15 protein-coding genes are annotated in these 21,487 nt (G+C 72.6%); 6 read left to right on the forward strand and 9 right to left on the reverse strand.

All coding sequences use genetic code 11. The features are described from left to right. Positions 1–125 precede the first annotated feature (125 nt). From betT to ftsE, 4 genes are all read right to left on the reverse strand, one after another. Complete coding sequence (betT, locus tag OHB56_RS17010; protein ID WP_406354218.1) at positions 126–2,402, reverse strand: choline BCCT transporter BetT; 2,277 nt, start codon at positions 2,400–2,402, stop codon at positions 126–128. Between the two features lie 668 nt (positions 2,403–3,070). Further along, entirely contained in the window at positions 3,071–4,234 is a 1,164-nt protein-coding gene (locus OHB56_RS17015; protein ID WP_326753033.1) for a S41 family peptidase, read from the reverse strand. Between the two features lie 67 nt (positions 4,235–4,301). Further along, positions 4,302–5,219, reverse strand: coding sequence for a permease-like cell division protein FtsX (ftsX, locus tag OHB56_RS17020; protein ID WP_326753034.1), 918 nt, complete (start codon positions 5,217–5,219; stop codon positions 4,302–4,304). A 29-nt stretch (positions 5,220–5,248) separates the two neighbouring features. Continuing rightward, complete coding sequence (gene ftsE, locus OHB56_RS17025; RefSeq protein ID WP_055595116.1) at positions 5,249–5,938, reverse strand: cell division ATP-binding protein FtsE; 690 nt, start codon at positions 5,936–5,938, stop codon at positions 5,249–5,251. Positions 5,939–6,169: 231 nt separating this feature from the next. Between ftsE and OHB56_RS17030 the strand changes: the two genes are divergently transcribed. Next, positions 6,170–6,361 carry a hypothetical protein gene (locus tag OHB56_RS17030; protein ID WP_055629368.1) on the forward strand — a complete coding sequence of 64 codons (192 nt, stop codon included), beginning with the start codon at positions 6,170–6,172 and terminating at the stop codon, positions 6,359–6,361. A 231-nt stretch (positions 6,362–6,592) separates the two neighbouring features. On the opposite strand, the gene OHB56_RS17035 is transcribed toward OHB56_RS17030, so the two are convergent. The 4 genes from OHB56_RS17035 to OHB56_RS17050 all read right to left on the reverse strand — a co-directional run bounded on the left by OHB56_RS17035 (position 6,593) and on the right by OHB56_RS17050 (position 11,935). Next, a complete protein-coding gene (locus tag OHB56_RS17035; protein WP_326753035.1) occupies positions 6,593–7,243 on the reverse strand; it encodes a hypothetical protein in 651 nt (216 codons plus the stop codon). 308 nt (positions 7,244–7,551) lie between these two features. Then, positions 7,552–8,658, reverse strand: coding sequence for a peptide chain release factor 2 (gene prfB, locus OHB56_RS17040; RefSeq protein WP_326753036.1), 1,107 nt, complete (start codon positions 8,656–8,658; stop codon positions 7,552–7,554). A gap of 131 nt (positions 8,659–8,789) precedes the next feature. Next, positions 8,790–10,040, reverse strand: coding sequence for a serine/threonine-protein kinase (locus tag OHB56_RS17045; RefSeq protein WP_406354222.1), 1,251 nt, complete (start codon positions 10,038–10,040; stop codon positions 8,790–8,792). 173 nt (positions 10,041–10,213) lie between these two features. Then, positions 10,214–11,935, reverse strand: a complete 1,722-nt coding sequence (locus OHB56_RS17050) for a serine/threonine-protein kinase (protein WP_406354224.1) — start codon at positions 11,933–11,935, stop codon at positions 10,214–10,216. Between the two features lie 533 nt (positions 11,936–12,468). Here OHB56_RS17050 and OHB56_RS17055 point away from each other — a divergent pair. The 4 genes from OHB56_RS17055 to OHB56_RS17070 all read left to right on the forward strand — a co-directional run bounded on the left by OHB56_RS17055 (position 12,469) and on the right by OHB56_RS17070 (position 20,235). After that, positions 12,469–16,119: an FHA domain-containing protein gene (locus OHB56_RS17055; RefSeq protein ID WP_406359114.1), complete on the forward strand. Its 3,651-nt coding sequence runs from the start codon at positions 12,469–12,471 to the stop codon at positions 16,117–16,119. A 342-nt stretch (positions 16,120–16,461) separates the two neighbouring features. Next, positions 16,462–17,889 (forward strand): ABC transporter substrate-binding protein, encoded by a 1,428-nt coding sequence (locus OHB56_RS17060; protein ID WP_406354226.1) that lies wholly within the window; start codon positions 16,462–16,464, stop codon positions 17,887–17,889. A gap of 7 nt (positions 17,890–17,896) precedes the next feature. Beyond that, the gene (locus tag OHB56_RS17065; protein ID WP_406354228.1) at positions 17,897–19,246 is read left to right on the forward strand and encodes a carbohydrate ABC transporter permease; all 1,350 of its coding nucleotides are present in this window, start codon (positions 17,897–17,899) and stop codon (positions 19,244–19,246) included. Beyond that, positions 19,243–20,235 carry a carbohydrate ABC transporter permease gene (locus OHB56_RS17070; RefSeq protein ID WP_406354230.1) on the forward strand — a complete coding sequence of 331 codons (993 nt, stop codon included), beginning with the start codon at positions 19,243–19,245 and terminating at the stop codon, positions 20,233–20,235. The genes OHB56_RS17065 and OHB56_RS17070 overlap by 4 nt, the downstream gene beginning before the upstream one ends. Before the next feature lie 95 nt (positions 20,236–20,330). Here the strand turns inward: OHB56_RS17070 and OHB56_RS17075 are convergent, their stop codons facing one another. Further along, on the reverse strand, positions 20,331–20,744 hold the full coding sequence (locus OHB56_RS17075) for an organic hydroperoxide resistance protein (RefSeq protein WP_388928144.1): 414 nt from the start codon (positions 20,742–20,744) through the stop codon (positions 20,331–20,333). Between the two features lie 136 nt (positions 20,745–20,880). On the opposite strand from OHB56_RS17075, the gene OHB56_RS17080 reads away from it, so the two are divergent. Then, positions 20,881–21,378 (forward strand): MarR family winged helix-turn-helix transcriptional regulator, encoded by a 498-nt coding sequence (locus OHB56_RS17080; protein ID WP_406354233.1) that lies wholly within the window; start codon positions 20,881–20,883, stop codon positions 21,376–21,378. The last annotated feature ends 109 nt before the right edge of the window (positions 21,379–21,487 follow it).

Raw genomic sequence — 21,487 nt, forward strand, 5'->3', positions numbered from 1 at the left:
GCGTTTCACGGAGGCGTTTCACGGACGGCGTTCCCGGGTGCCGGCGCCGGGAAGTGACGACCCGGTGAAGCGGTGGGGCTGCGCAGCGGGTGGCGCGGGCGCCGGCCGCCCCGGTGGAACGGCGCCTACGCCTTCGGCCCGCTGCCCGCCGTGTCCATGCTGGCGTCGTCCTGCGACTTCGCGGGCTCCACCACCGGAACGGCGCCTGTGGCGGTCATGCTCGGCGGCGTGAGCACCGAGGCGTAGTCATGCTCGGTGGAGTAGGCGAGGAAGCCCAGGTGCGCCTCGTAGCGGTCCAGGACGTCGTCGATCACCTGCTGGTGGGACAGGCCCATGAGGTCGTAGCCCTCGGAGCCGGTCTGGGTGAACACCTCGACCCGGTAGTAGACGTCCGTCTGGCGGGACATGCGTCCGCCGAACATCGGCACCGGGGCCTCGAGGGCCTGCACCTGGTAGTGGAAGTCGCGGTGCTCGGGAATCATGACCCCCAGCGCGTGACTGGAGATGCCGGTGAGCTCGTTCGGGACCAGGTCCAGCGCGGCCTGGTAGCCCTGCTTCCCGAATTCGCGGACCACGTCGGCCAGCGCCGGCTGCACGGTGCGCTCCATGAACTGGGCCACCTGCTTCTTCGAGGGGTAGGAGCGCATCCGCTCCAGCCGCTGGCGCCAGGTGCGCTCGGGCACCTGGCCGCCGTGCGCCGCCGTCGACTGCCGGCGCAGGACCCGGCCCTCGCGCTCGGCCCGCTCCATGCGCAGGGCCTTGGAGAAGGAGGCCATCACCAGCCAGGCGATGATCGTCACCGGCAGGGCGAAGATGAGCGTCGCGTACTCCATGGTGGTGACCCCGCCGGCCACCAGCATCGCGATGGTCAGCACCGCGGTGAGCACCGCCCAGAAGACGCGCAGCCATTTCGCCCCGTCCTGTGACGGTTTGGGGATCGAGGAGGAGAAGTTGGACATCACCATGGCGCCGGAGTTGGCGCTGGTGAGGTAGAACAGCATTCCGGACAGCGTGCCGAGGCCGATCAGGAAGGCGGCGCCGGGGAACATCTCCAGCAGCGCGAACCAGCCCTTCTCCGGGCTGTCCATGGCCTGCTGGGCGAACTCCGTGTTCCCGTTCAGGACCTGGTGCATGGCGCTGTTGCCGAAGACGCTCACGATCAGGAAGTCGCAGAGCACCGGGGCGGTGATGGCGGCGATGACGAACTCGCGCAGCGTCCGGCCCCGGGAGATGCGGGCGAGGAACAGGCCCACGAACGGGCCCCAGGCCAGCCAGAACGCCCAGAAGAACAGGGTCCAGCCGGCCATCCACTCGGAGCCCCCCTCCTGGTAGGCGAAGGTCTGCAGGGTCCGGTCCGGCAGCGAGAAGACGAACCGGCCGATGTTCTCCACCAGCGCGTTGAGCAGGAACGCCGACTCTCCGGTCACCAGGATGTAGAGCAGCATGGCCGCCGCGCCCCAGATGTTCAGCTCGGAGATCAGCCGGATCCCCTTGTCCATGCCCGAGGTGCAGGCGGCGATGGTCATGATCACGGCCACGACCACCAGCGCGATCTGCAGGGCCAGGCCCTCCGGGAGGCCGAACAGCCAGGCGAAGCCGACGTTCAGCAGCACGACGCCGATGCCCATGGAGGTGGCGACGCCGAAGACCGTGCCGACCAGGGTGACGATGTCGATGGTGTCGCCGATCCCGCCGCGGACGCGCTTGCCGAGCAGGGGGTACAGGGCGGCCCGGATGGACAGCGGCATGCCCCAGCGGTAGGCGAAGTAGCCCATGGCCATGCCGAGCAGCGAGTACATGGCCCAGCCGGCCACGCCGTAGTGGAACATGGTCCAGACCACGGCGTCCTGGGCGGCCGCGGCCGTCTGGCCCTCGCCCGTCGGCGGAGCCATGTACTGACTGATGGGCCCGGTGACGGAGTAGAAGAGCATGTCGATGCCCACACCGGCGGCGAACAGCATGGCCACCCAGGTGAAGAGCTTGTACTGCGGCCGGGAGTGGTCGGGGCCGAGCCGGACGGAGCCCTGCTTGGACAGCGCGACCCAGAGAACGAACACGATCACCACGGTGACGGTCAGGACGTAGAACCAGCCGAGGTTCTCCGCGATCCAGGCCACCATGGCCCGCATGGTGCCGGCGGCGTGCCCGGGCGCGAACATGGCCCAGAGGGAGAAGGCGACGATGACGGCCGAGGAGATGACGAAGACGCGCCAGTTGACCCTGGGGCCGGGCTCCTCGATGAGTTCCGCGGGGGCCTTGCTGAGTTCCTGACGGGAGACGGGAGGACGGCTCTCGGCCTCCTGGCTTGGGCGCCGCCGTTCGGTGCCGCCGAGGTGGCGGCGCTCGATCGGGGCCTTCGGCTGCTCGCTCGCGGGGCGGGGCGCGTCTACGGCTTCGGGCATGCAGTCCTGCTCCTGTCGGTAACGAGTTCGGCGGGCGTCGGCGTGAGCAGAGGTCCGCGGCCTCGATCCCGAAAGGATGGGGGGAGAGGCTGTGCACAGGGGGGACTCTGCCGTACGTCCTGTCTGGCCATGTTAGCCCCGATATCGGGCATTCCCTCCGGGCGGCGGCTCACGGCGCAGGGGGCCGGGGCGCCGCGCGGGGCCCGCCGGGACCTGTCCGGTACGTGCCCGTCGTCCGCCCGGAGCGCGGGTCCGGTGGCGTCAGGGAGGTGGCCCCTCACCGCTGCTCACAGGGGTTCCCCTGTGCGGTCGGAGCCGGGAGGGGGAGGAGCCGCGCGGGCGTTTCGGCAACACGGCCGGGGTCTTCCCCTGCTCGCGGAGCCCGGGAAAGAGTGTGCCCGACGTCACCGGGCGGGCGGGTGCCCGACGGCCGGGGTCCTGGTGCCCCCGCAGACGACGTCCGCCCCGTCGCGACGGACGTCCGCCGCGACGCGAGGCCCGGCACACGCCCCCGAGTTCCCGGGTTCGTCCGAGCAGGGAGGTCCCCCCTTCGCCGCACCGGCCGAAAGCACCAGGCCGTCCCGCACGAGGACGTCCGGGCGGCACACCGGGAGCACGCACCGGACGGCCGCTCCTCGACGGGTGAACACGGCTTCGGGTCAATACGCCTAGCGGCCGAGACCGGCGAGGATCGTGCCCACCTGCTGGAGCGCCTGCTCCTCGGCCTCCAGGTCGGGGGTGATGCCCTGACCGTCGACGCCCCGGCCGGACGGGGTGCGGTAGTGGCCCACGGTCAGTTCGGCGACCGAGCCGTCGGGCAGCCTGCCGGGCATCTGCACCGCGCCCTTGCCGAAGGTGCGGGAGCCCACGACGACCGCCCGTCCGCGGTCCTGGAGAGCGCCGGTGAGCAGTTCGGCCGCGCTCATCGTCCCGCCGTCGACGAGCGCGACCAGGGGTCTGACGGTGTCGCCGCCGGGCTCGGCGTGCAGGGCGTGCTGCTCGCCCTCGACGTCGTACGTGGCGACCAGGCCGCCGTCGAGGAAGGCGGAGGCCGCGGTGACCGCCTCGGCGACCAGTCCGCCGGCGTTGCCGCGCAGGTCGAGGACGATGCCCGCGTCGGCCGGGGCCTTCCGCACGGCGTCCCGGACCTCGTCGCCGGAGCCCTTGGTGAAGGCGGCGACCTTGACGACGGTGATCCCGCCGGGGAGTCCGTCGACGGTGACGGCGTCGCGGGAGAGCCGGGCCCGGCGCAGGGTCTCGCTCCAGGTGCGCGTGCCGCGCTCCAGGCCGAGGCGGACGGTGGTGCCGGCGGATTCGTCGGTGTCGTCACCGCGCAGTAAGGAGACAACCTCGGTGACGGGCCTCCCGTCGACCGTCGCGCCGTCGACGCTGCGCAGCCGGTCGCCCGCGCGGATGCCGGCGTCGGCGGCGGGGGTGCCGCTGCCCACCCCGGTCACCTCGATGCGGCCGGACCGTTCCCGGGCCCACAGACCCACGCCGGTGTACCTGCCGTCGAGGGCGTCCGCGAACTCCTCGTACTCGTCCGGGGAGTAGACGGCACCCCACCGGTCCCCGCTGCGGCTGACGGCGCGCTGCGCGGCCTCCACGGGGGACGTGCCGGCGGCCATGGCCGCCTCGGCCGCCTCGGCGACCTCTGCGTGGCGGCCGACGGGGGCGGCCGCCTGGGTACTGCCCGCGGCGGGCTTCCGGTCGGTCGGCCCGGGCAGGCTGCCGGTGACCGCGCCGGCTACGAGCACACCGGTGAACACCAAGGCCAGGGCGCCCCCTCGACGGATCCGACGGGGCTCGCAGAACAGGGCACGACCTGACATGCCGGCGAGTCTAGGACAACACGAAGGGGCGCACGGCCCGTTGACCGTACGCCCCTCTTGGCAAGAGTCACACCTTCAGATACTTGCGCAGCGCGAAGAAAGCGGCCAGGGCCGGCATCAGGAGACTGGTGGCGAGAATCAGCGGAAGCTTCGTCAGCACCGCGTCCCAGCCGATGAAGCTGATCAGGTTCAGCTTCTCCGACAGCGCCAGTCCGGCGTCGATGATGAAGTACCGGCCGACCAGCAGGAATCCGCAGGCGAGGGCGCCGCCGATGAGTCCGGCGACGGCGGCCTCGGCGATGAACGGCGCCTGGATGTAGAAGCCCGAGGCGCCGACCAGCCGCATGATCCCGGTTTCACGCCGACGGCTGAACGCCGAGACGCGCACCGTGTTGACGATCAGCATCAGGGCGACGATCAGCATCAGCGCCATCACCGCGAGAGCGGCCAGGTTCATGCCCTCCAGCAGCCCGAAGAGGTTGTCCAGGGTGCCCTTCTGGTCCTGTACCGACTGCACCCCGTCCCGCCCGTCGAAGGCGGTCGCGACGACCTTGTACTTCTCCGGGTCCTTGAGCTTGATCCGGTACGACTCCTGCATCTGGTCCGGCGTGAGGGAGCTGGCCAGCGGGGAGTCGCTGAACTGCTCCTTGTAGAGCTTGTACGCCGTGTCCTGGGACTCGTAGGTGACCGAGTCGACGACCGTCATCTTCTCCAGGTCGCCCTTGATCTGCCCCTTCTGGTCCTCGGTCACCGCACCCTTGGCGCAGTTGGGGTCGGACGCGGCGTCACTCTTGTTGCACAGGAAGATGGAGACGTTGACCTTGTCGTACCAGTAGCCCTTCATGCTGGTGACCTGGTCGCTCAGCAGGAGCGAGGCACCGAACAGGGTGAGCGACAGGGCGACGGAGACGACGACGGCGAAGGTCATCGTCAGATTGCGGCGGAGACCGACACCGATCTCCGACAGAACGAACTGGGCGCGCATGGCGTGGGGTTAAGCCTTTCCGTTCCTCGTCAGTGCTGGTAGCCGTAGACGCCGCGTGCCTGGTCCCGGACGAGGCGGCCCTTCTCCAGCTCGATGACGCGCTTGCGCATCTGGTCCACGATGTTCTGGTCGTGCGTCGCCATCACCACGGTGGTGCCCGTCCGGTTGATCCGGTCGAGCAGCTTCATGATGCCCACCGAGGTCTGCGGGTCGAGGTTGCCGGTGGGCTCGTCGCAGATGAGCAGCTTGGGCCGGTTGACGAAGGCCCGCGCGATGGCGACGCGCTGCTGCTCACCGCCGGAGAGCTCACCGGGCCTCCGGTCCTCCTTGCCGCCGAGCCCCACGAGGTCGAGCACCTGCGGCACGGACTTGCGGATCTCGCCGCGGGACTTGCCGATGACCTCCTGCGCGAAGGCGACGTTCTCGGCGACCGTCTTGTTGGGCAGCAGACGGAAGTCCTGGAACACCGTCCCCAGTTGGCGCCGGACCTGCGGCACCTTCCAGTTGGAGACGCGCGCGAGGTCCTTGCCCAGGACGTGCACCTGCCCGTGGCTGGCCCGCTCCTCGCGGAGGATCAGCCGCAGGAAGGTGGACTTGCCGGAGCCCGAGGACCCCACGAGGAACACGAACTCGCCCTTCTCGACCTCCAGGGAGACATCCCGGAGGGCTGGACGGTTCTGTTTGGGGTAGGCCTTGGAGACGTTGTCGAATCGGATCACGGGTGCACCACGGGTCGCCGGGGGTAGATGTGCGTGACCTTACGCGAATCGGAAGGCCGCCCGCAGTCACCGGCCCGGGTTGCGTAACACTTGCGCGCTATATACCGGATGTGCGGGACGGCACACGGAGGGCCGCGCCGATTGCCGCGGAACCTGGCACAGTGGTAGGAGGAACGTTCGCGTGGTCGTGGGCGTTGTACTGACCGGAACCGGTGCGAGGAGGGCGAGCGCATGACGTACGACCGGCTGGTGTGCGCCAACTGCGCCGCACCCGTGAGCGAGGGCCGGTGCCCGGTGTGCCGCGCGAACCGTGAGCGGCTGCAGCAGGTGAACTTCTTCACGGGTCTGAACCCGACGGCGCTGATCGCGCTGCTGGTGGTGCTGGTCGCGGCAGTGGCGCTGCTCGCCCACCAGACCGTCTGACGCCGCGGAGCGGCCGCACCCGCGAGGACACCCGGGCCACCGGGGCCCCGGGCCCGTACGGCACGGCTCCCGCACGGGACGGCAGGGGGCCACGGGACGGCGGGAGCGGGGACAGCGGCAGGGGCGAGGACGGAGAAGCCGGACGCCCGAGGGGCCCGGAGCGGCGAACGCGCTCCGGGCCCCTCGGCCTGTCTCCCGCCGTGCGTACGGTACGTACGCGCGCCGTCACCGTCAGGCGGCAGCGGCCCCGCGGTTGCCCATGAGGCGCGGCAGCACACGGAAGCCGATGCCACCGGCGATCATCGTGGCGGCGCCGATCACCAGGAAGGTCATCTCGGCGGCACCGGTCTCGGCGAGCTCCTTGCCGTTGCCCTGGGCCGACGGGGCGGGCGCGTCGCCCGTGTCGGTGAGGGCCGAGGAGCCCTCCTCCTGGACGGAGGCACCGGCACCGCCGGCCGGGGCGTTGCCGCCACCGCCGCCGCTGCCGCCGCTGCCACCGCCGGTGCCGCCACCCGGGGTGGTCGGGGCCTCGGTGGGCTCCTCCGGGTCGGTGGGCACCTCGGGCTCCGTGGGCTCCTCCGGGTCGGTGGGCACCTCGGGGTCCGTCGGCACCTCGGGGTCGGTCGGCACCTCCGGGTCCGTCGGCACCTCCGGCTCCTCCGGAATGGTGGTCGGCGGGTCCGTCGGCTCCTCCGGCTCGTCGGTCGGGTCCTCGTCGCCGGCCTCCAGGCTGACGCCGACGTTGACACCCTCGCTCCCGACACCGGCGCTCACGCCTATGTCGAGGGCGGAGGCCGCGCCGGCGGCGGTCAGCGAGGCGCCGGCCGCGATCACGGCGCCGGCCGCGATCCGTGCGACACGGACGCGCGTCTTCTTGGTCATGTGGTTGCTACCCCCAGTAGCTCATCGTCAGTGAGGCGGCGCTCGGGGCGGTGATCAACAGGGCCGACTGCGTTGGCAAGCCCCCCGGTTCACATGCGCCCCAGAGATACGCATGCCGAGCTTCACCTTTCCCACTTTTCAAATGAACGTCAAGGCCGTTGCGTACGCGATGTCCACGTAAGCGCGCTTTGCCGAGAGTGGAAGCTGTGATTGTGATGTAAAAGCCCGACATCCCCGACGCGCAAAAGGCAACTGCCGCCACTGGGGCGGCAGTTGCCTTGTCGATAAAGCGCTGTTCGCGCGCGGGGTTACTTCTCCCGCTGCTTGCGCCAGCGAATTCCGGCTTCCAGGAAGCCGTCGATCTCACCGTTGAACACGGACTCGGGGTTGCCGACCTCCTGCTCCGTGCGCAGGTCCTTGACCATCTGGTAGGGGTGCAGCACGTACGAACGCATCTGGTTGCCCCAGGAGTTGCCGCCGTCGCCCTTGAGGGCGTTCATCTTGGCCTGCTCCTCCTGGCGGCGCCGCTCCAGCAGCTTGGCCTGGAGGACGTTCATCGCGGTGGCCTTGTTCTGGATCTGCGAGCGCTCGTTCTGGCAGGAGACCACGATGCCGGTGGGGAGGTGGGTGAGCCGCACCGCGGAGTCGGTGGTGTTCACGCCCTGGCCGCCGGGACCGGACGACCGGTACACGTCCACCCGCAGCTCCGACTCGTCGATCTCGATGTGGTCGGTCTGCTCGACGACGGGCAGCACCTCGACGCCCGCGAACGAGGTCTGGCGCCGGCCCTGGTTGTCGAAGGGCGAGATGCGCACCAGCCGGTGGGTGCCCTGCTCGACCGAGAGGGTGCCGTAGGCGTACGGCGCCTGCACGGCGAAGGTGGTCGACTTGATGCCGGCCTCCTCCGCGTACGACGTCTCGTAGATCTCGGTCTTGTAGCCGTGCTGCTCGGCCCAGCGCAGGTACATGCGCTGGAGTTTCTCCGCGAAGTCGGCGGCGTCGACGCCGCCGGCCTCCGCGCGGATGTTGACGAGCGCCTCACGCGCGTCGTACTCGCCGGACAGGAGGGTGCGGACTTCCATCTCGTCGAGCGACTTGCGGACGTTGGTCAGCTCGGACTCGGCCTCCGCGCGGGTGTCCGGGTCGTCCTCCTCCTCGGCCATCTCGAAGAGCACGGCGAGATCGTCGATCCGCCCGCGCAGCGTCTCCGCCTTCCTGACCTCGGCCTGGAGGTGGGAGAGCTTGCTGGTGATCTTCTGCGCCGCCTCCGGGTCGTCCCACAGGGACGGAGCGGCCGCCTGCTCCTCGAGCACGGCGATGTCTGCCCTCAGCTTGTCGAGGTCCAGAACGGCCTCGATCGACTCCATGGTCGAGGAGAGGGACTTGAGCTCTTCGGAAACATCGACGACTGCCACACCCCCAGCGTAACGGCTCGCCCGGGCACACCACGCCGGACGCCCGCCCCCAGGGCCCGTCGCGGACATCGGGGCAGGTCGGGGCCGTGGGGCGCGGCAGGGCCGTGGCCGGGATCAGGGGGTGGCGGGGGTCAGGGCGTGGCGGGAGCCGAATGGTTCGAGTCGCGCGGGTCCGCTCCCGGCTCGTCGTCCGAGGCGGCCAGCAAGGCGCCCGCGCCGACGGCGGCCAGCAGGGTCACCGCCAGCGCGGCCAGGGTGAGCCGGCGCCGGCGGGCCACCGCGCGGTTGCGGGCCGAGCCGGGACGGCGGGCGCCGCTCGCGCGGGGCGCGCGGGCCGTGCCGCGGGCGCCTCCGGCCAGCTCGTCGGGGCCCGGAACACGCATCGACGTGTGGGTGTCCCGGTTGGAGTCGGCCGGTTTCGCGCCCGGGACCAGCGGGACCGCGCCGCGCCGCCGCGCGGGCGCCCCGGCCGCCGGCGCCGGGCCGGAGGAGAGGGTGTCCTCGCCCCCCTGCTCCGTCGGCTCGGCGTCCGGCTCGTCCACGTCCAGTGGCGGCATCCCCGCCAGCAGGGGCAGCAGCTCCCGCAGCCGGTCCCCGAGCTCCGAGGCCCGCAGCCGCGAGGCCGGCGCCTTGGCCAGGCACTGCACGAGCAGCTGCCACAGCTCGTCGGGGATACCGGGAAGCGGGACGACCGACTCGGTGACGTGGCGGCGCAGCACCGCTCCCGGGTGTCCGCCGCCGAACGGCGTGAAGCCCGCGAGCAGCTCGTACAGGACCGTGGCGAGCGCGTAGATGTCGACCGACGCGCGCGGCGGCAGGCCCTCCACGATCTCCGGCGCCAGGTAGTCCGGCGTTCCGATGATCTTCGTGGCGCGGGTGCGGCGCGGGGTGTCGATGAGCTTGGCCACCCCGAAGTCGGTCAGCAGCGCGCGGTGCGAGCCGCCGGGGCCGACCGGGCCCTGCATGTCCAGCAGGATGTTCTCCGGCTTGACGTCCCGGTGGATGACCCCCGCGGCGTGCGCCGCCGCCAGGCCGTCCGCGACATCGGCGACGATCGCCACGGCGGCCTCCGGGGCGAGCCTGCGCTCGCGGTCGAGGCGGGTCCGCAGATCCGTACCGCGGACCAGGTCCATGACCAGCGCGAGATCGTTGCCGTCGACCACCAGGTCGCGCACCGAGACGACGTGCGGATGCTCCAGACCGAGCAGCGCCGTCCGCTCCTGCACGAAGCGTCCGACGAGCTCCTGGTCCGAGGAGAGGTCCTCGCGCAGCAACTTGACGGCGACGGGCCCGTCCGGCCCCTCACCGAGCCACACCGTGCCGGCGCTGCCCCGCCCGAGAATCTGGTGGGCGGTGTACCGGCTGCCGATCTTCCGTGCCAAGACTGCTCCTACCGACGCGTGTTGCCGCCAAAGCTACGCGCCCCGGAAGCCAACCTTCACGGGGGATCCGGAAATCACCCGGCGGGTGTCGACATATCAGCAAACCGGCCGGACGCGCCCCGGACGGCCGGCGGCTCCGGACCACGGAGTCACCGGCCGTCCGGGGCGCCGGACTACTGCGACGGGTCGGACCCGGACCCGCCCAGATCCTGGAACCAGTCCACCGTGCTGGTGAACCAGTCGGTGAGCTGCTCCCAGTAGCCCTTGCCGCTGCCGATCCAGTCCTGCAGCGGGCTCAGCTCCCAGATCAGCCAGCTCGCGACGACCAGGATGACGATCGTGAACAGGCAGCCCTTCAGGCAGCCGAGGCCGGGGATGCGCATCGGGTTGGCGCTGCGCTGCCGGGGCTCGCGCGCGGGGCGTCGCGGCTCCGGCGGCGGGGTGTACCGCTGCGGCTCCGGCTGGCGCGGCCGCTGGGACCGCTGGGACCTCTGGGGCCGCTGCGGCGGGGGCGGGGCGTACTGCTGGGGCTGCTGAGGTTGCTGTGCCTGCTGGTACGGCTGCGGCTGACCGTAGCCGGAGCCGGGCTGGGGCTGCGGGCGGTGCTGCGGGGGCTGCTGCTGCCGGGAGACCTGCCGTTGGGGGCGGCGGCGCAGCGGGTCCTCGCCCGGGTCGAGGTACTGGACCTGGGTCTGCTCGTTGCGGTCGCGGGCCGCGCGCATCTGGTTCTGCCAGGGGTGCGGGTCGTCGGACCCGGGCTGCCCCTGGCCGCCCTGACCGGGCGGGCCGGGCGGCACCGGGGGCATGACGGCGGTCGGGTCGGCGGCGCCGGAGGGGCCGCCGACGCCCGCCGAGGCGTTGGCGCCGGTCTGCGGCAGGACGCTGGTCGCGCCGTTGGGGTCGTACGCACCCCCGGTGTGCGGCAGCACCTGCGTCGGGTCGGCGGAACCGGGCGCGCCGGGTGTGCCGGGCACGGGGGCGGGCGCGGGGTCGGGCATGAGGAGCGCGCCGACGTTCTCCGCGGCGGAGATCTGCGCGGAGTTCACGTGCACGCCGATGCCGTCGGCGACGACACGCAGGCCGCGCGCGAGGTTCTCGGCGCTGGGCCGCTGCTCGGGGTTCTTGCTGAGGCAGCGCTCGATGACCGTCCAGAGCGGGTCCGGGACGGTGGAGGGGCGGCGCGGTTCGGCGTTCAGGTGCTGGTGCAGCACCTCCAGGGCGGAGCCGCCGGAGAACGGCGGGCGGCCGGTGACCAGTTCGTACAGCAGGATGCCGGCGCCGTAGATGTCGACGGCGGAGGTCTGCGGGCGGCCCTCGGCGGACTCGGGCGCGATGTACGCGGGTGTGCCGACGAACTCGTGGGTGCGGGTCAGCCCCGGGGAGTCGGCCAGCCGGGCGATGCCGAAGTCGGTCAGCATCGGGTGCAGCTCGCCGCCGCCCTGCTTGAGCAGCACGTTGGCGGGCTTCAGGTCGCGGTGCACCACGCCGTCGGCGTGGCTGGCGCCGAGCGCGTCGGCGATCTGGGCGGTCATGAGGGCGGCGGCCGCGGGGGTGAAGGGGCCGTTCTCGCGCAGGTACCGGTGCAGGTCGGGACCCTCGACCAGGTCCATGACCAGGGCCAGCAGATCACCCTCGACGACCAGGTCGCGGACCTGGACGATGTTGGGGTGGGTCAGTCTGAGCAGGACGGAGCGTTCCCTCAGGAAACGCATCACGATGTCCGCGTCGTTCGCGAGCTCCTCCTTGAGGACCTTGATCGCGACGGTCTCTCCCGGCCGGCCGGGCACTGCCGCCTCGGCCCCCGCGGTCTCCCGCTGGCGGGCTCGCCAGACGGTGCCCGTGGCGCCGCGTCCGATCGGCTCCTCGAGCAGGTACTTGCTGCCTACCGGCCGCACGTCATGCGCTCCCTGCTGCTTGCTTGACTGGCGTACACCGTGATGCGTCGTGCTCGGAAATGTTCCGCCCCACTGTAATGCCGCAACGCGGGGCACCGGCCTGACACCGTCGACGACTTCCTTCCCGGTTCTCGTACGGGTAGGCCGTGATCTCCCCCGGGCGCAGCCCGGAACAGGGCCCGGACCAGGGCCCGGACCAGGGCCCGGGCGGGGACCGCGGGGGTCCTGCCCGTGTTCGAGGAAAGACGCTCGACCCGGTCTGTTGGTTGCCGATGGCCGGACGTGACCGATCTCAAGTAGCGCTGGAACGATCATCCATGACGCATTGGTCAGGCACTTTTGAGGGCAGAGCCGACCAATCAAGATCATTTGATGCGGGGAGGCGGGCGCGTTGTCGGTGGCAGGTGCGAAGATGCCTGCAGCACTGGCCGTACGTGCGCGTGTGGTGGTGGGGGAAGTCCGCGGTGGGGGACCGCGGGGCGGTTCCGTCCTCCATGCCGCGGGCGCTCGCGCAGAAGGGACCGCTCACGGCGATGCAGATCCGGCTGACCGTGGTAGATCCGCTGGGTTTGACCTCCCCCGCGCGAGGCCATGTGGTCGTCACCGCCCCCGCCGGTACGGCCCTGGCGGCGGTGGCCGCCGCGCTGGTCTCGGCGGTCTCCGGCGGCGACGGCGCCTCCGGTTCCGCGGGCTCCTCCGGCGCCCCGGTGCTGTACGCCGGTGACCAGCGGCTGGACGCCCAGCGCTGCACACTCGGCGAGCCCCCGCTGATCGACGGCGCGGTACTGGCCGTGGGCGCCCCGGGCGAGCCGGAGCCGCACCCCGAGCTGGACGACACCCCGACCAGGCTCCATGTCGTCGCCGGTCCCGACGCGGGCGGCGTCCATCTGCTGCACGGCGGCGAGATCCGCATCGGGCGCTCGGCCGACGCCGATGTGCCGCTCGACGACCCGGACGTCTCCCGGCTGCACTGCGCGGTGACGGTCGGCCCGGACGGCAGGGTCTCGGTCGCGGACCTCGGCTCCACCAACGGCACGACCCTGGACGGCCGGCGGGTGGGCTCCCGGCCGGTCGGTCTGGCCCCGGGCGCGCTGCTGCGGATCGGCGAGTCGGCGCTGCGGCTCACCCCGGCCGCGGGGCCGGGGGCGCGGGCACGGACGACGCCGGACGGCGAGGGGCACGTCCGCGTGCCGGAACCGCCCGCGGGGACGTTCGCGGAGCCTCCCGCGAGGGCGGGGGCAGGGCCGGCGGCCGTGCGTCCGCCGGACGGGCCCACGCACCACGGCCACGGTTCCCCGGCGGCCGGGACCACCGGGGAGACCCCGCTGGTGCCCGGCCAGGGGGGCGCGCCGGGGATCGAGAACCACGGGACGGGCGACGCTTCGGACGCGGGCTCGGGATCCGGCTCCGGTGCCGGTCCCGGCTCCGACACCGGCTTCGACTCCGACTCCGGAAGCACGGGCCGCAACAGCGGCAGCGGCAGCGGCAGCGGCAGGCGTACGGTCCACACGGCTTCCCGGGGCGAGGTGCCACGGGTCCCCAAGGGGCGCCGGGTGTCGCAGCCGAGGCCCGCCGACGGCGGGTTCGACCCGGTGTCCGGGACGGAGACCGGTACCCGCGCGGGCAGCGCGGGCGCGTCCACCGGCCACGGCGCCGACGACGGGCTCACCGCCCGGCCCGCCGGAGGCCGCAAGGGCACGCCGGTGCACGGCACCGACCCGGTCGACGCCGGTCTCGCACCGCAGCCCTCCGGCGGGCGCCGACGCGGCGGGCTCTCGGCGTGGGCGCGCCGGCTGGCCGGGGGACGTCCGGAGCCGGAGGAGCGCACCGGGCCGGAGACGTACGGCGCGGAGGCGGCCGGTGCCGTCCCGGTCGAACCGGCCGTCGCCCTGCCCGGCCCGCCCGAGACCTGGCCCGACCCCGCCACCCTGCTGCTGACCGCGCTGGGTCCCGGACCCCGTCTGTGGGAACGCGGGCCCGGCCACCCGGAGGCCCTCGCGATACGCCTCGGCACGGCCGACCGGGCGGTCCCCGGCGGCTCGGGCCTGCTGCCCGCCGTACCCGTGACGTCGGGGCTGCGCGAGGTGGGCTCGCTGGGCCTGGCCGGTCCGCGCGAGCGGCTCTCCGGGCTGGCCCGCGCGGTGCTGGCCCAGCTCGCCGCGCTGCACTCCCCCGACACGCTCGAGATCGTCCTGATCACCGCCGACCGCTCCCGCACCCTGGAGGAGCGCACCGCGGAATGGGCCTGGCTGGGCTGGCTGCCGCACGTGCGGCCGGGACACGGGCAGGACTGCCGGCTGCTCCTCGCCCACGACCGCGACCAGGCCGCGGCCCGCGCCGAGGAACTGCTGCGCCGCCTGGGCGACCACGACCACGCGGCCCGCACCTCCCCCGCCCCGGCCTCCCCTCCCGCCTTTTCCTCCCGGTCCGGCCCCTCCGCCCAGGTCGCCCCGCTCATCCCCGAGCAGCCCCGGGCCTCCGGCGCCGACCGGGGCGCGCCCCGGCGGCCCGTCCGGGAGGCCGGCGAGGGTCCGGCAGGCGGCTTCAGCGGGCCGTACACCGTGGTCGTCGTGGACGGTGACCCCGGGGAACCCGAGGTGCGCGAGGCGGTGGCACGGCTGGCGGTGGAGGGGCCGCGGGCCGGTATCCACCTGGTGTGCCTCGCCGAGACGGCCGCCGCCTCCGCCTCGTCCCCGATGACGGAGACGTACGAGGCGGCCTGCGCGGTGACGCCCGCGTTCCGGGAGTGCGGTGCCGTCGCCCTGCTCAGCGGGGACGTGGCGACCACCCTGCGGCTGCTGCGGGTGGCCGCCACCGGCTCGGGGCCGGGTCCGGTCGGCCACGGCACGATCGCCACGGTCGACGCGGTCTCCCCCGCCTGGGCCGAGCGGTTCGCGCGGGCCCTGGCGCCCCTGCGCACGGCGGGCGTCCCCGGTACGCGGCACGCGCGCGTGTCGGCGCCGCTGCCCCGGTCGGCGCGGCTGCTGGACGAGTTGGGCCTGGCCCGCGCCACCCCGGCCTCGCTGATGGCCCGTTGGGCGGACGCGGCCGACGACAAGGAGCGGCTCGGCGGCCGGGTGTGCGCGGTGCTGGGCGCCGGGCCGCGCGGCCCGGTGTCCGCCGACCTCGTGGCCGACGGGCCGCATCTGCTGGTGGAGGGGCCGTCCGGCAGCGGCCGTACGGAACTGCTCCGGGCCGTCGTCGCCTCCCTGGCAGCGGCCGAACGGCCGGACCGGCTGGGCATCGTGCTGGTGGACGGCCGCGCCGGCACCACGGGCGGCGGACAGGGCAACGGGCCGGGCGACGGGCAGGGCGACGGACTGCGTGTGTGTACGGACGTACCGCATGTCACCACACATCTCAGCGCCAACGACCCGGTGCGGATGCGGGAGTTCGCCCAGTCACTGAGTGCCGAGCTGAAGCGGCGTGCCGAACTGCTCGGCCGGTCGGACTTCGTGGAGTGGCACACCGGGCGCGAGTTGTCGGACCGTATGGTCGCCCAGCGCACGGTCGCACCCCGCGGCCCCGCGGCCGCCGGCGGCGAGCACTCCGGGGGCGACCTGGAGGTCCCGTCCAGTTCCACGTTGCGGCTGCGGCCCGGGGCCGCGCGGCTCAGGGCCCAGGCTCCGCCGCCGCTGCCCCGGCTGGTGGTGGTCGTCGACGACCTGGACGCACTGGTCTCTCCCGCGCTCGGTTCGCCCGGGCGGCCCGCCGCCGGGTCGGTGCTGCGGGCGCTGGAGGCGGTGGCGCGGGAGGGCGAGCGGCTGGGCGTGCACCTGGTGTCGGCCACCGGCCCCTGCGCCCGTACGGCGGAGTCCGAGCCGGCGCGCCGTGCGGCCCTGCGCGTGGCGCTCGACGCTCCCGCACCGGGCCGCGGGGCCGCTTCCTCGTTCGAACCGAGCCGGGAGAGCGGAGGCGAACCGGCGCCGGGCCGGGGGCGTTTGTCCCATGCGGACGGCAGGGTGACCGCGTTCCAGGGCGGGCGAGTGACCGGGCGCATCCCGCGCACGGCGACGCTGCGGCCCACGGTCGTGCCGCTGGAGTGGCACCGCATGGGTGATCCGCCCGCCCGCCGCCCGGTCCGGGAGCTCGGCAACGGCCCGACCGATCTCGCCCTGCTCGCCAGCGCGCTGGAACGCGCGGGCCGCGAGGTCTCGGCCACCGAGGTGCCGTCGCTGCTGTGACCCCGCGCCCCTCTCGCCGCTCTCCCTCGCTCGTGCGGGAAGAGCGGCGAGAACGGCGAGGGCGCGCAACGCCTCGGCCCTCACGACCCTCGCGTCACCCCATCAGCCCTACCAGCACCGCCGACCCCGGTCCGTGACACCCGCGCCCTCGACGGGCGGTGCGGGCGTCCGGGCCTGCCTCGGCGGGCCGGCCCGGACGCCTTCGCGCCGGAGAGTCACGACGCGGTCACGATCCCGGACTTGACACGAGACGCACTCTTGCCGATCTCGACCTCACGGGCGTACACCAGAGCGCACGGGACAGCGCTCGACGTTCGACGAGGTACGAAGAACGGGGCAGTGATGCGCAGGACGAGCAGGATCATCCGGGCACGCAGGTCGTCCGGCACACCCACAGCGACAGCGGCCGCCCGCACCCGCAGGGCCGGCAGAGCGGGGGCCGCCGTCGTCGCGGGCGTGCTCGCGGTCTCGCTCACCGCGTGCGGGGGCGGCGACGACGACGGCGGCAAGGACGAGACGGGCAGCGGCGCCGACGAGACCGCCTCCACCGTCACCCTTCCCCGGCTGGACGGCCAGAGCCTCGAGGTGGCCGCCGTGTGGACCGGCACCGAACAGGCCAACTTCAAGAAGGTCCTCGCGGAGTTCGAGAAGCGCACCGGCGCGAAGGTGACGTTCGTTCCCGCCCAGGACCCCATCATCAACTTCCTCGGTTCCAAGATCGCGGGCGGCGCCCCGCCCGACGTGGCGCTGCTGCCGCAGCCGGGCGCCGTCAAGCAGGCCGTGGAGAAGGGCTGGGCCAAGCCGCTGGGCGCCGAGGCGCAGGCGGAGCTCAAGAAGAACTACTCGCCGGGCTGGCAGGACATCGGCTCGGTCGACGGCAAGCCGTACGGCGTCTACTACAAGGCCGCCAACAAGTCGCTGATCTGGTACAACGCCCAGGTCTTCGAGAACGCGGGCGCGAGCGAGCCGAAGACCTGGAAGGACCTGCTCACCACGGCGCAGACGGTCTACGACTCCGGTGTCACCCCGTTCTCGGTCGGCGGCGCCGACGGCTGGACGCTCACCGACTGGTTCGAGAACATCTACCTCTCCCAGGCGGGCCCGGAGAAGTACGACCAGCTCGCCGCGCACGAGATCAAGTGGACGGACCCGTCCGTGAAGGACGCGCTGACCACGCTGGCGGAGATCTGGGGCAAGGCGGACTACCTCGCGGGCGGTCCGGGCGGCGCGCTGCAGACCGAGTTCCCCGCCTCCGTGACGCAGACCTTCACCGGCGGCGACCAGCCCAAGGCGGGCATGGTCTACGAGGGCGACTTCGTCCAGGTCAACATCGGCGAGACCGAGGCGAAGGTCGGCACGGACGCGAAGGTGTTCCCGTTCCCCGCGGTCGGTGACAGCCCGCCGGTGGTGTCCGGCGGCGACGCGGCGGTGATCCTGGAGGACTCGAAGGCGGCGCAGGCGCTGGCGACGTTCCTCGCCTCCCCGGACGCGGCGGGCATCCAGGCGAAGCTGGGCGGCTACCTCTCGCCGAACAAGAACGTGCCGAACTCAGCGTACCCGAACGAGGTGCAGCAGAAGATGGCCCAGGCGCTCGTCGACGCCGGGGACGACTTCCGCTTCGACATGTCCGACCAGGCCCCGCAGGCCTTCGGCGGCACCCCCGGCAAGGGCGAGTGGAAGGCGCTCCAGGACTTCCTGAAGAACCCGAAGGACGTCGCGGGCACCCAGCGGCAGCTGGAGGCCGACGCGGCCGCGGCGTACGGGAACTGATCCGGCGATGAAGTCGGACACGGCGGCGGGGCCCTCCGGGGCCCCCGCCGCCGCCCCCACGTCGCGCAGGAGCGTCACCGGCACCCGCAGAACCGTCGCGGCGCTGTTCCTGCTGCCCGCGCTGCTGCTGCTCGGTGCGCTCGTGGTCTACCCGATCGGGTACTCCGTCGTCCGCAGCTTCTACGACCAGTCCGGCGACGGATTCGCCGGATTCGACAACTACCAGGCCCTGTTCACCGACGACGGCATCCGCACCGCCCTGAAGAACAACGTCATCTGGGTGGTGTTCGCGCCGACGGTCGCCACCGCGCTCGGCCTGATCTTCGCGGTGCTGACCGAACGGATCCGCTGGGGCACGGCGTTCAAGCTGGTCGTCTTCATGCCGATGGCGATCTCGATGCTGGCCGCGGGCATCATCTTCCGTCTGGTGTACGACCAGGACCCGGACAAGGGCGTCGCGAACGCGGTGTGGGTGGGCGTCCACGACACCTTCGCCGAGTCGTCGGCGTACCCGAAGGCGCACCCGGGCCGTGAGTCGCCGCTGGAGGCGGCCGGCGGGGGCGCCTTCGTCACCAAGGGGACGGTGGGCGTCGGCGAGACCGTCGCGCTGCCGCTGGTCGGCGTCGCCCCGGACCTGATCCCCGACGACGCCGCGCGGGCGGCGGCGCCGAAGCCGGAGACGGACCGAATCACCGGCACGACCTGGCAGGACTTCACCCGCGGCAAGGGCGTCGGCACGCTGAACGGGGTCGACGCGGACGAGCTGGGCTATCCCGGCATGAAGATCGAGGCCGTCAGGGACGGCACGGTGGTGGAGACGGCCACGGCGGCCGCCGACGGCACGTTCTCCCTGTCGGCGAAGGCGGACGGCGCACAGCTCAGGCTGCCGGCGAGCAACTTCCAGGAGCCGTACAACGGCCTGGACTGGCTGGGCCCGTCGCTGGTCACGCCCGCCATCATCGGCTCGTACATCTGGATGTGGGCGGGCTTCGCGATGGTGCTGATCGCGGCCGGGCTCGCGGGCATGCCCCGGGAACTGCTGGAGGCCGCGCGGGTCGACGGCGCCAACGAGTGGCAGGTGTTCCGGCGGATCACGGTGCCCCTGCTGGCGCCGGTGCTCGCGGTCGTCACCGTCACCCTGATGATCAACGTGCTCAAGGTGTTCGACCTGGTCTTCATCATCGCGCCCGGCTCCTCCCAGGACGACGCCAACGTCCTCGCGCTGGAGCTGTACCGCAAGGGCTTCTCCGAGGACCAGCCGGGCATCGCCAGCGCGATCGCGGTGTTCCTGCTGCTTCTGGTGATCCCGGTGATGTGGTTCAACGTGCGGCGGCTGAGGCGGGAGGTCAGGCGATGAACTCACGTCCGGAGGGCGACGGTTCACCGGAGTCCGGGACGCCGGGGTCCGGGCTTTCGGGGGCCGGGCCTTCAGGGGCCGTGGCGCCGGAGTCCGAGGCGCGCGGGTCCCGGTCACTCGGCTCCCGGTCGCTCGGGTCCCGGTCGCTCGGTTCCCGGCTGGCCGAGTGGGTCAGCGGTGGTCTGGTGCGGGTGTTCCTGATCGTCGTCGGCCTGTTCTGGCTGGTCCCGACGCTCGGCCTGCTGCTGGCCAGCCTGCGCACCCCGCAGGACATGGCCGCCGACGGCTGGTGGACGGTGTTCACCGAGCCCTCGCAGCTCACCTTCGGCGCCTACGAGACCCTGCTGGAGAACGACGACATCACCGGTTCGCTGCTGAACACGGTGTACATCACCGTCCCGGCGACGGTGCTGGTGGTGGTGATCGGCTCGCTCGCCGGGTATGCCTTCGCCTGGATGGAGTTCCCGGGCCGGGACTGGTGGTTCCTCGGTGTGGTGGGGCTGTTGGTGGTGCCGGTGCAGGTGGCGCTGATCCCGATCGCCGAACTCTTCGGCAATATCGGCATCTTCGGCTCGCTCGTCGGCGTGATCCTCTTCCACGTCGGCTTCGGTCTGCCGTTCGCGGTGTTCCTGCTGCGCAACTTCTTCGCGGAGATCCCGAAGGAGCTGCTGGAGGCGGCCCGGCTGGACGGCGCCGGCGAACTGCGCCTGTTCGCGCGGGTGGTGATGCCGCTGGGCGGGCCGGCGATCGCCTCGCTGGGCATCTTCCAGTTCCTGTGGGTGTGGAACGACATGCTGGTCGCGCTGATCTTCACGGACTCCGGGAGCCAGCCGATCACGGTCGCCCTGCAGACCCAGGTACGGCAGTTCGGCAACAACATCGACGTGCTGGCGCCGGGCGCGTTCATCTCGATGGTGATTCCGCTGGCCGTGTTCTTCGCCTTCCAGCGGCAGTTCGTCTCCGGCGTGATGGCGGGCGCGGTGAAGTGACGTGACGCGTTCGGGCCCCGGCGCGCACGGTGCGCGCCGGGGCCCGAAGCGGTGCCGAACCCGGGGCGATGCCTGACCCGGGCGGGGACCGGTGACTACTCGATGACGAGCTCGACCGGGACGTTGCCGCGCGTGGCGTTGGAGTAGGGGCAGACCTGGTGCGCCTGCTCGACCAGCTTGCGGCCGGTCTCCTGGTCCACGGTGTCGGGCAGCTCGACGCGCAGCGTCACCGCGAGCGCGAAACCCTCGCCCTGCTTGCCGATGCCGACCTCGGCGGTCACCGCGGCTTCGCTGACGTCCACCTTCGCGGCCCGGCCGACCAGCCCGAGGGCGCTGCCGAAACAGGCCGCGTAACCGGCGGCGAACAGCTGCTCCGGGTTGGTGCCCTCGCCGTTGCCGCCCAGCTCCACGGGGGCGCTGAGGCCGAGGTCCAGCTTGCCGTCGGAGGTGACGGCGCGGCCGTCGCGGCCGTGGGTGGCGGTGGCGACAGCGGTGTAGAGCGCGTCCATGGGGAAACCTTCCCTTTCGAGTCGTGGTCGTGGGGCGGCCGGTCCCGTCCGAGGGCCCCGGCCTCCGCACACCCCAAGTAGAGCACACAACTAAATTGCACACAACTAAATGACTCGAGAGAGATACCCTGGAGGCATGACACCGACCCCGAACCCCGGACCGGCCACCCCGGAGGCACCCGGGTCCGCCGGCGACTGGCTCCGCCTCGACCAGCAGATCTGCTTCTCCCTGCAGTCCGCCTCGCGCGCCTTCAACGGCGTGTACCGCGTGGTCCTCAAAGACCTCGGCCTCACCTACCCGCAGTACCTGGTGATGCTGGCTCTCTGGGAGCACGGCACGCTGCCCGTGCGGAAGCTCGGCGAGCACCTGCGGCTCGACTCCGGCACCCTGTCACCGCTGCTCAAGCGGCTGGAGGCGGCCGGCCTGGTGCACCGGGAACGCAGTGCGCGCGACGAGCGCTCGGTGGAGGTGCGGCCCACCGAGGAGGGCCTCGCGCTGCGCGAGCGGGCCCTCGACGTCCCGCGCCGGATCGTCACCGCGACCGGGTTCGGACTCGACGAGATCCAGGGCCTGAAGGCCCGTCTGGACCGTCTCACCACCGCACTGGACACGGCGGCGGCGAACGAAGCCTAGGATCCTGCCGAACGGTGGAAACCGGACGACCGGTGGAGACGGACCGCCCACCGCACGCCACGGCACCACCGGAGCACCACCCGCACCACCCGCACCACCACGGGTCAAC

The organism is Streptomyces sp. NBC_01635, from assembly GCF_045209715.1.
In the GTDB taxonomy this organism is placed as follows: domain Bacteria; phylum Actinomycetota; class Actinomycetes; order Streptomycetales; family Streptomycetaceae; genus Streptomyces; species Streptomyces hirsutus.

What these genes read in the sequence shown, in the direction of transcription:
- betT (WP_406354218.1), bottom strand. Translation starts at nt 2,402, where the DNA reads ATGCCCGAAGCCGTAGACGCGCCCCGCCCCGCGAGCGAGCAGCCGAAG.
- OHB56_RS17055 (WP_406359114.1), top strand. Translation starts at nt 12,469, where the DNA reads ATGCAGATCCGGCTGACCGTGGTAGATCCGCTGGGTTTGACCTCCCCC.
- OHB56_RS17065 (WP_406354228.1), top strand. Translation starts at nt 17,897, where the DNA reads ATGAAGTCGGACACGGCGGCGGGGCCCTCCGGGGCCCCCGCCGCCGCC.
- OHB56_RS17075 (WP_388928144.1), bottom strand. Translation starts at nt 20,744, where the DNA reads ATGGACGCGCTCTACACCGCTGTCGCCACCGCCACCCACGGCCGCGAC.
- OHB56_RS17030 (WP_055629368.1), top strand. Translation starts at nt 6,170, where the DNA reads ATGACGTACGACCGGCTGGTGTGCGCCAACTGCGCCGCACCCGTGAGC.
- OHB56_RS17035 (WP_326753035.1), bottom strand. Translation starts at nt 7,243, where the DNA reads ATGACCAAGAAGACGCGCGTCCGTGTCGCACGGATCGCGGCCGGCGCC.
- OHB56_RS17070 (WP_406354230.1), top strand. Translation starts at nt 19,243, where the DNA reads ATGAACTCACGTCCGGAGGGCGACGGTTCACCGGAGTCCGGGACGCCG.
- OHB56_RS17015 (WP_326753033.1), bottom strand. Translation starts at nt 4,234, where the DNA reads ATGTCAGGTCGTGCCCTGTTCTGCGAGCCCCGTCGGATCCGTCGAGGG.
- OHB56_RS17060 (WP_406354226.1), top strand. Translation starts at nt 16,462, where the DNA reads ATGCGCAGGACGAGCAGGATCATCCGGGCACGCAGGTCGTCCGGCACA.
- OHB56_RS17080 (WP_406354233.1), top strand. Translation starts at nt 20,881, where the DNA reads ATGACACCGACCCCGAACCCCGGACCGGCCACCCCGGAGGCACCCGGG.
- ftsX (WP_326753034.1), bottom strand. Translation starts at nt 5,219, where the DNA reads ATGCGCGCCCAGTTCGTTCTGTCGGAGATCGGTGTCGGTCTCCGCCGC.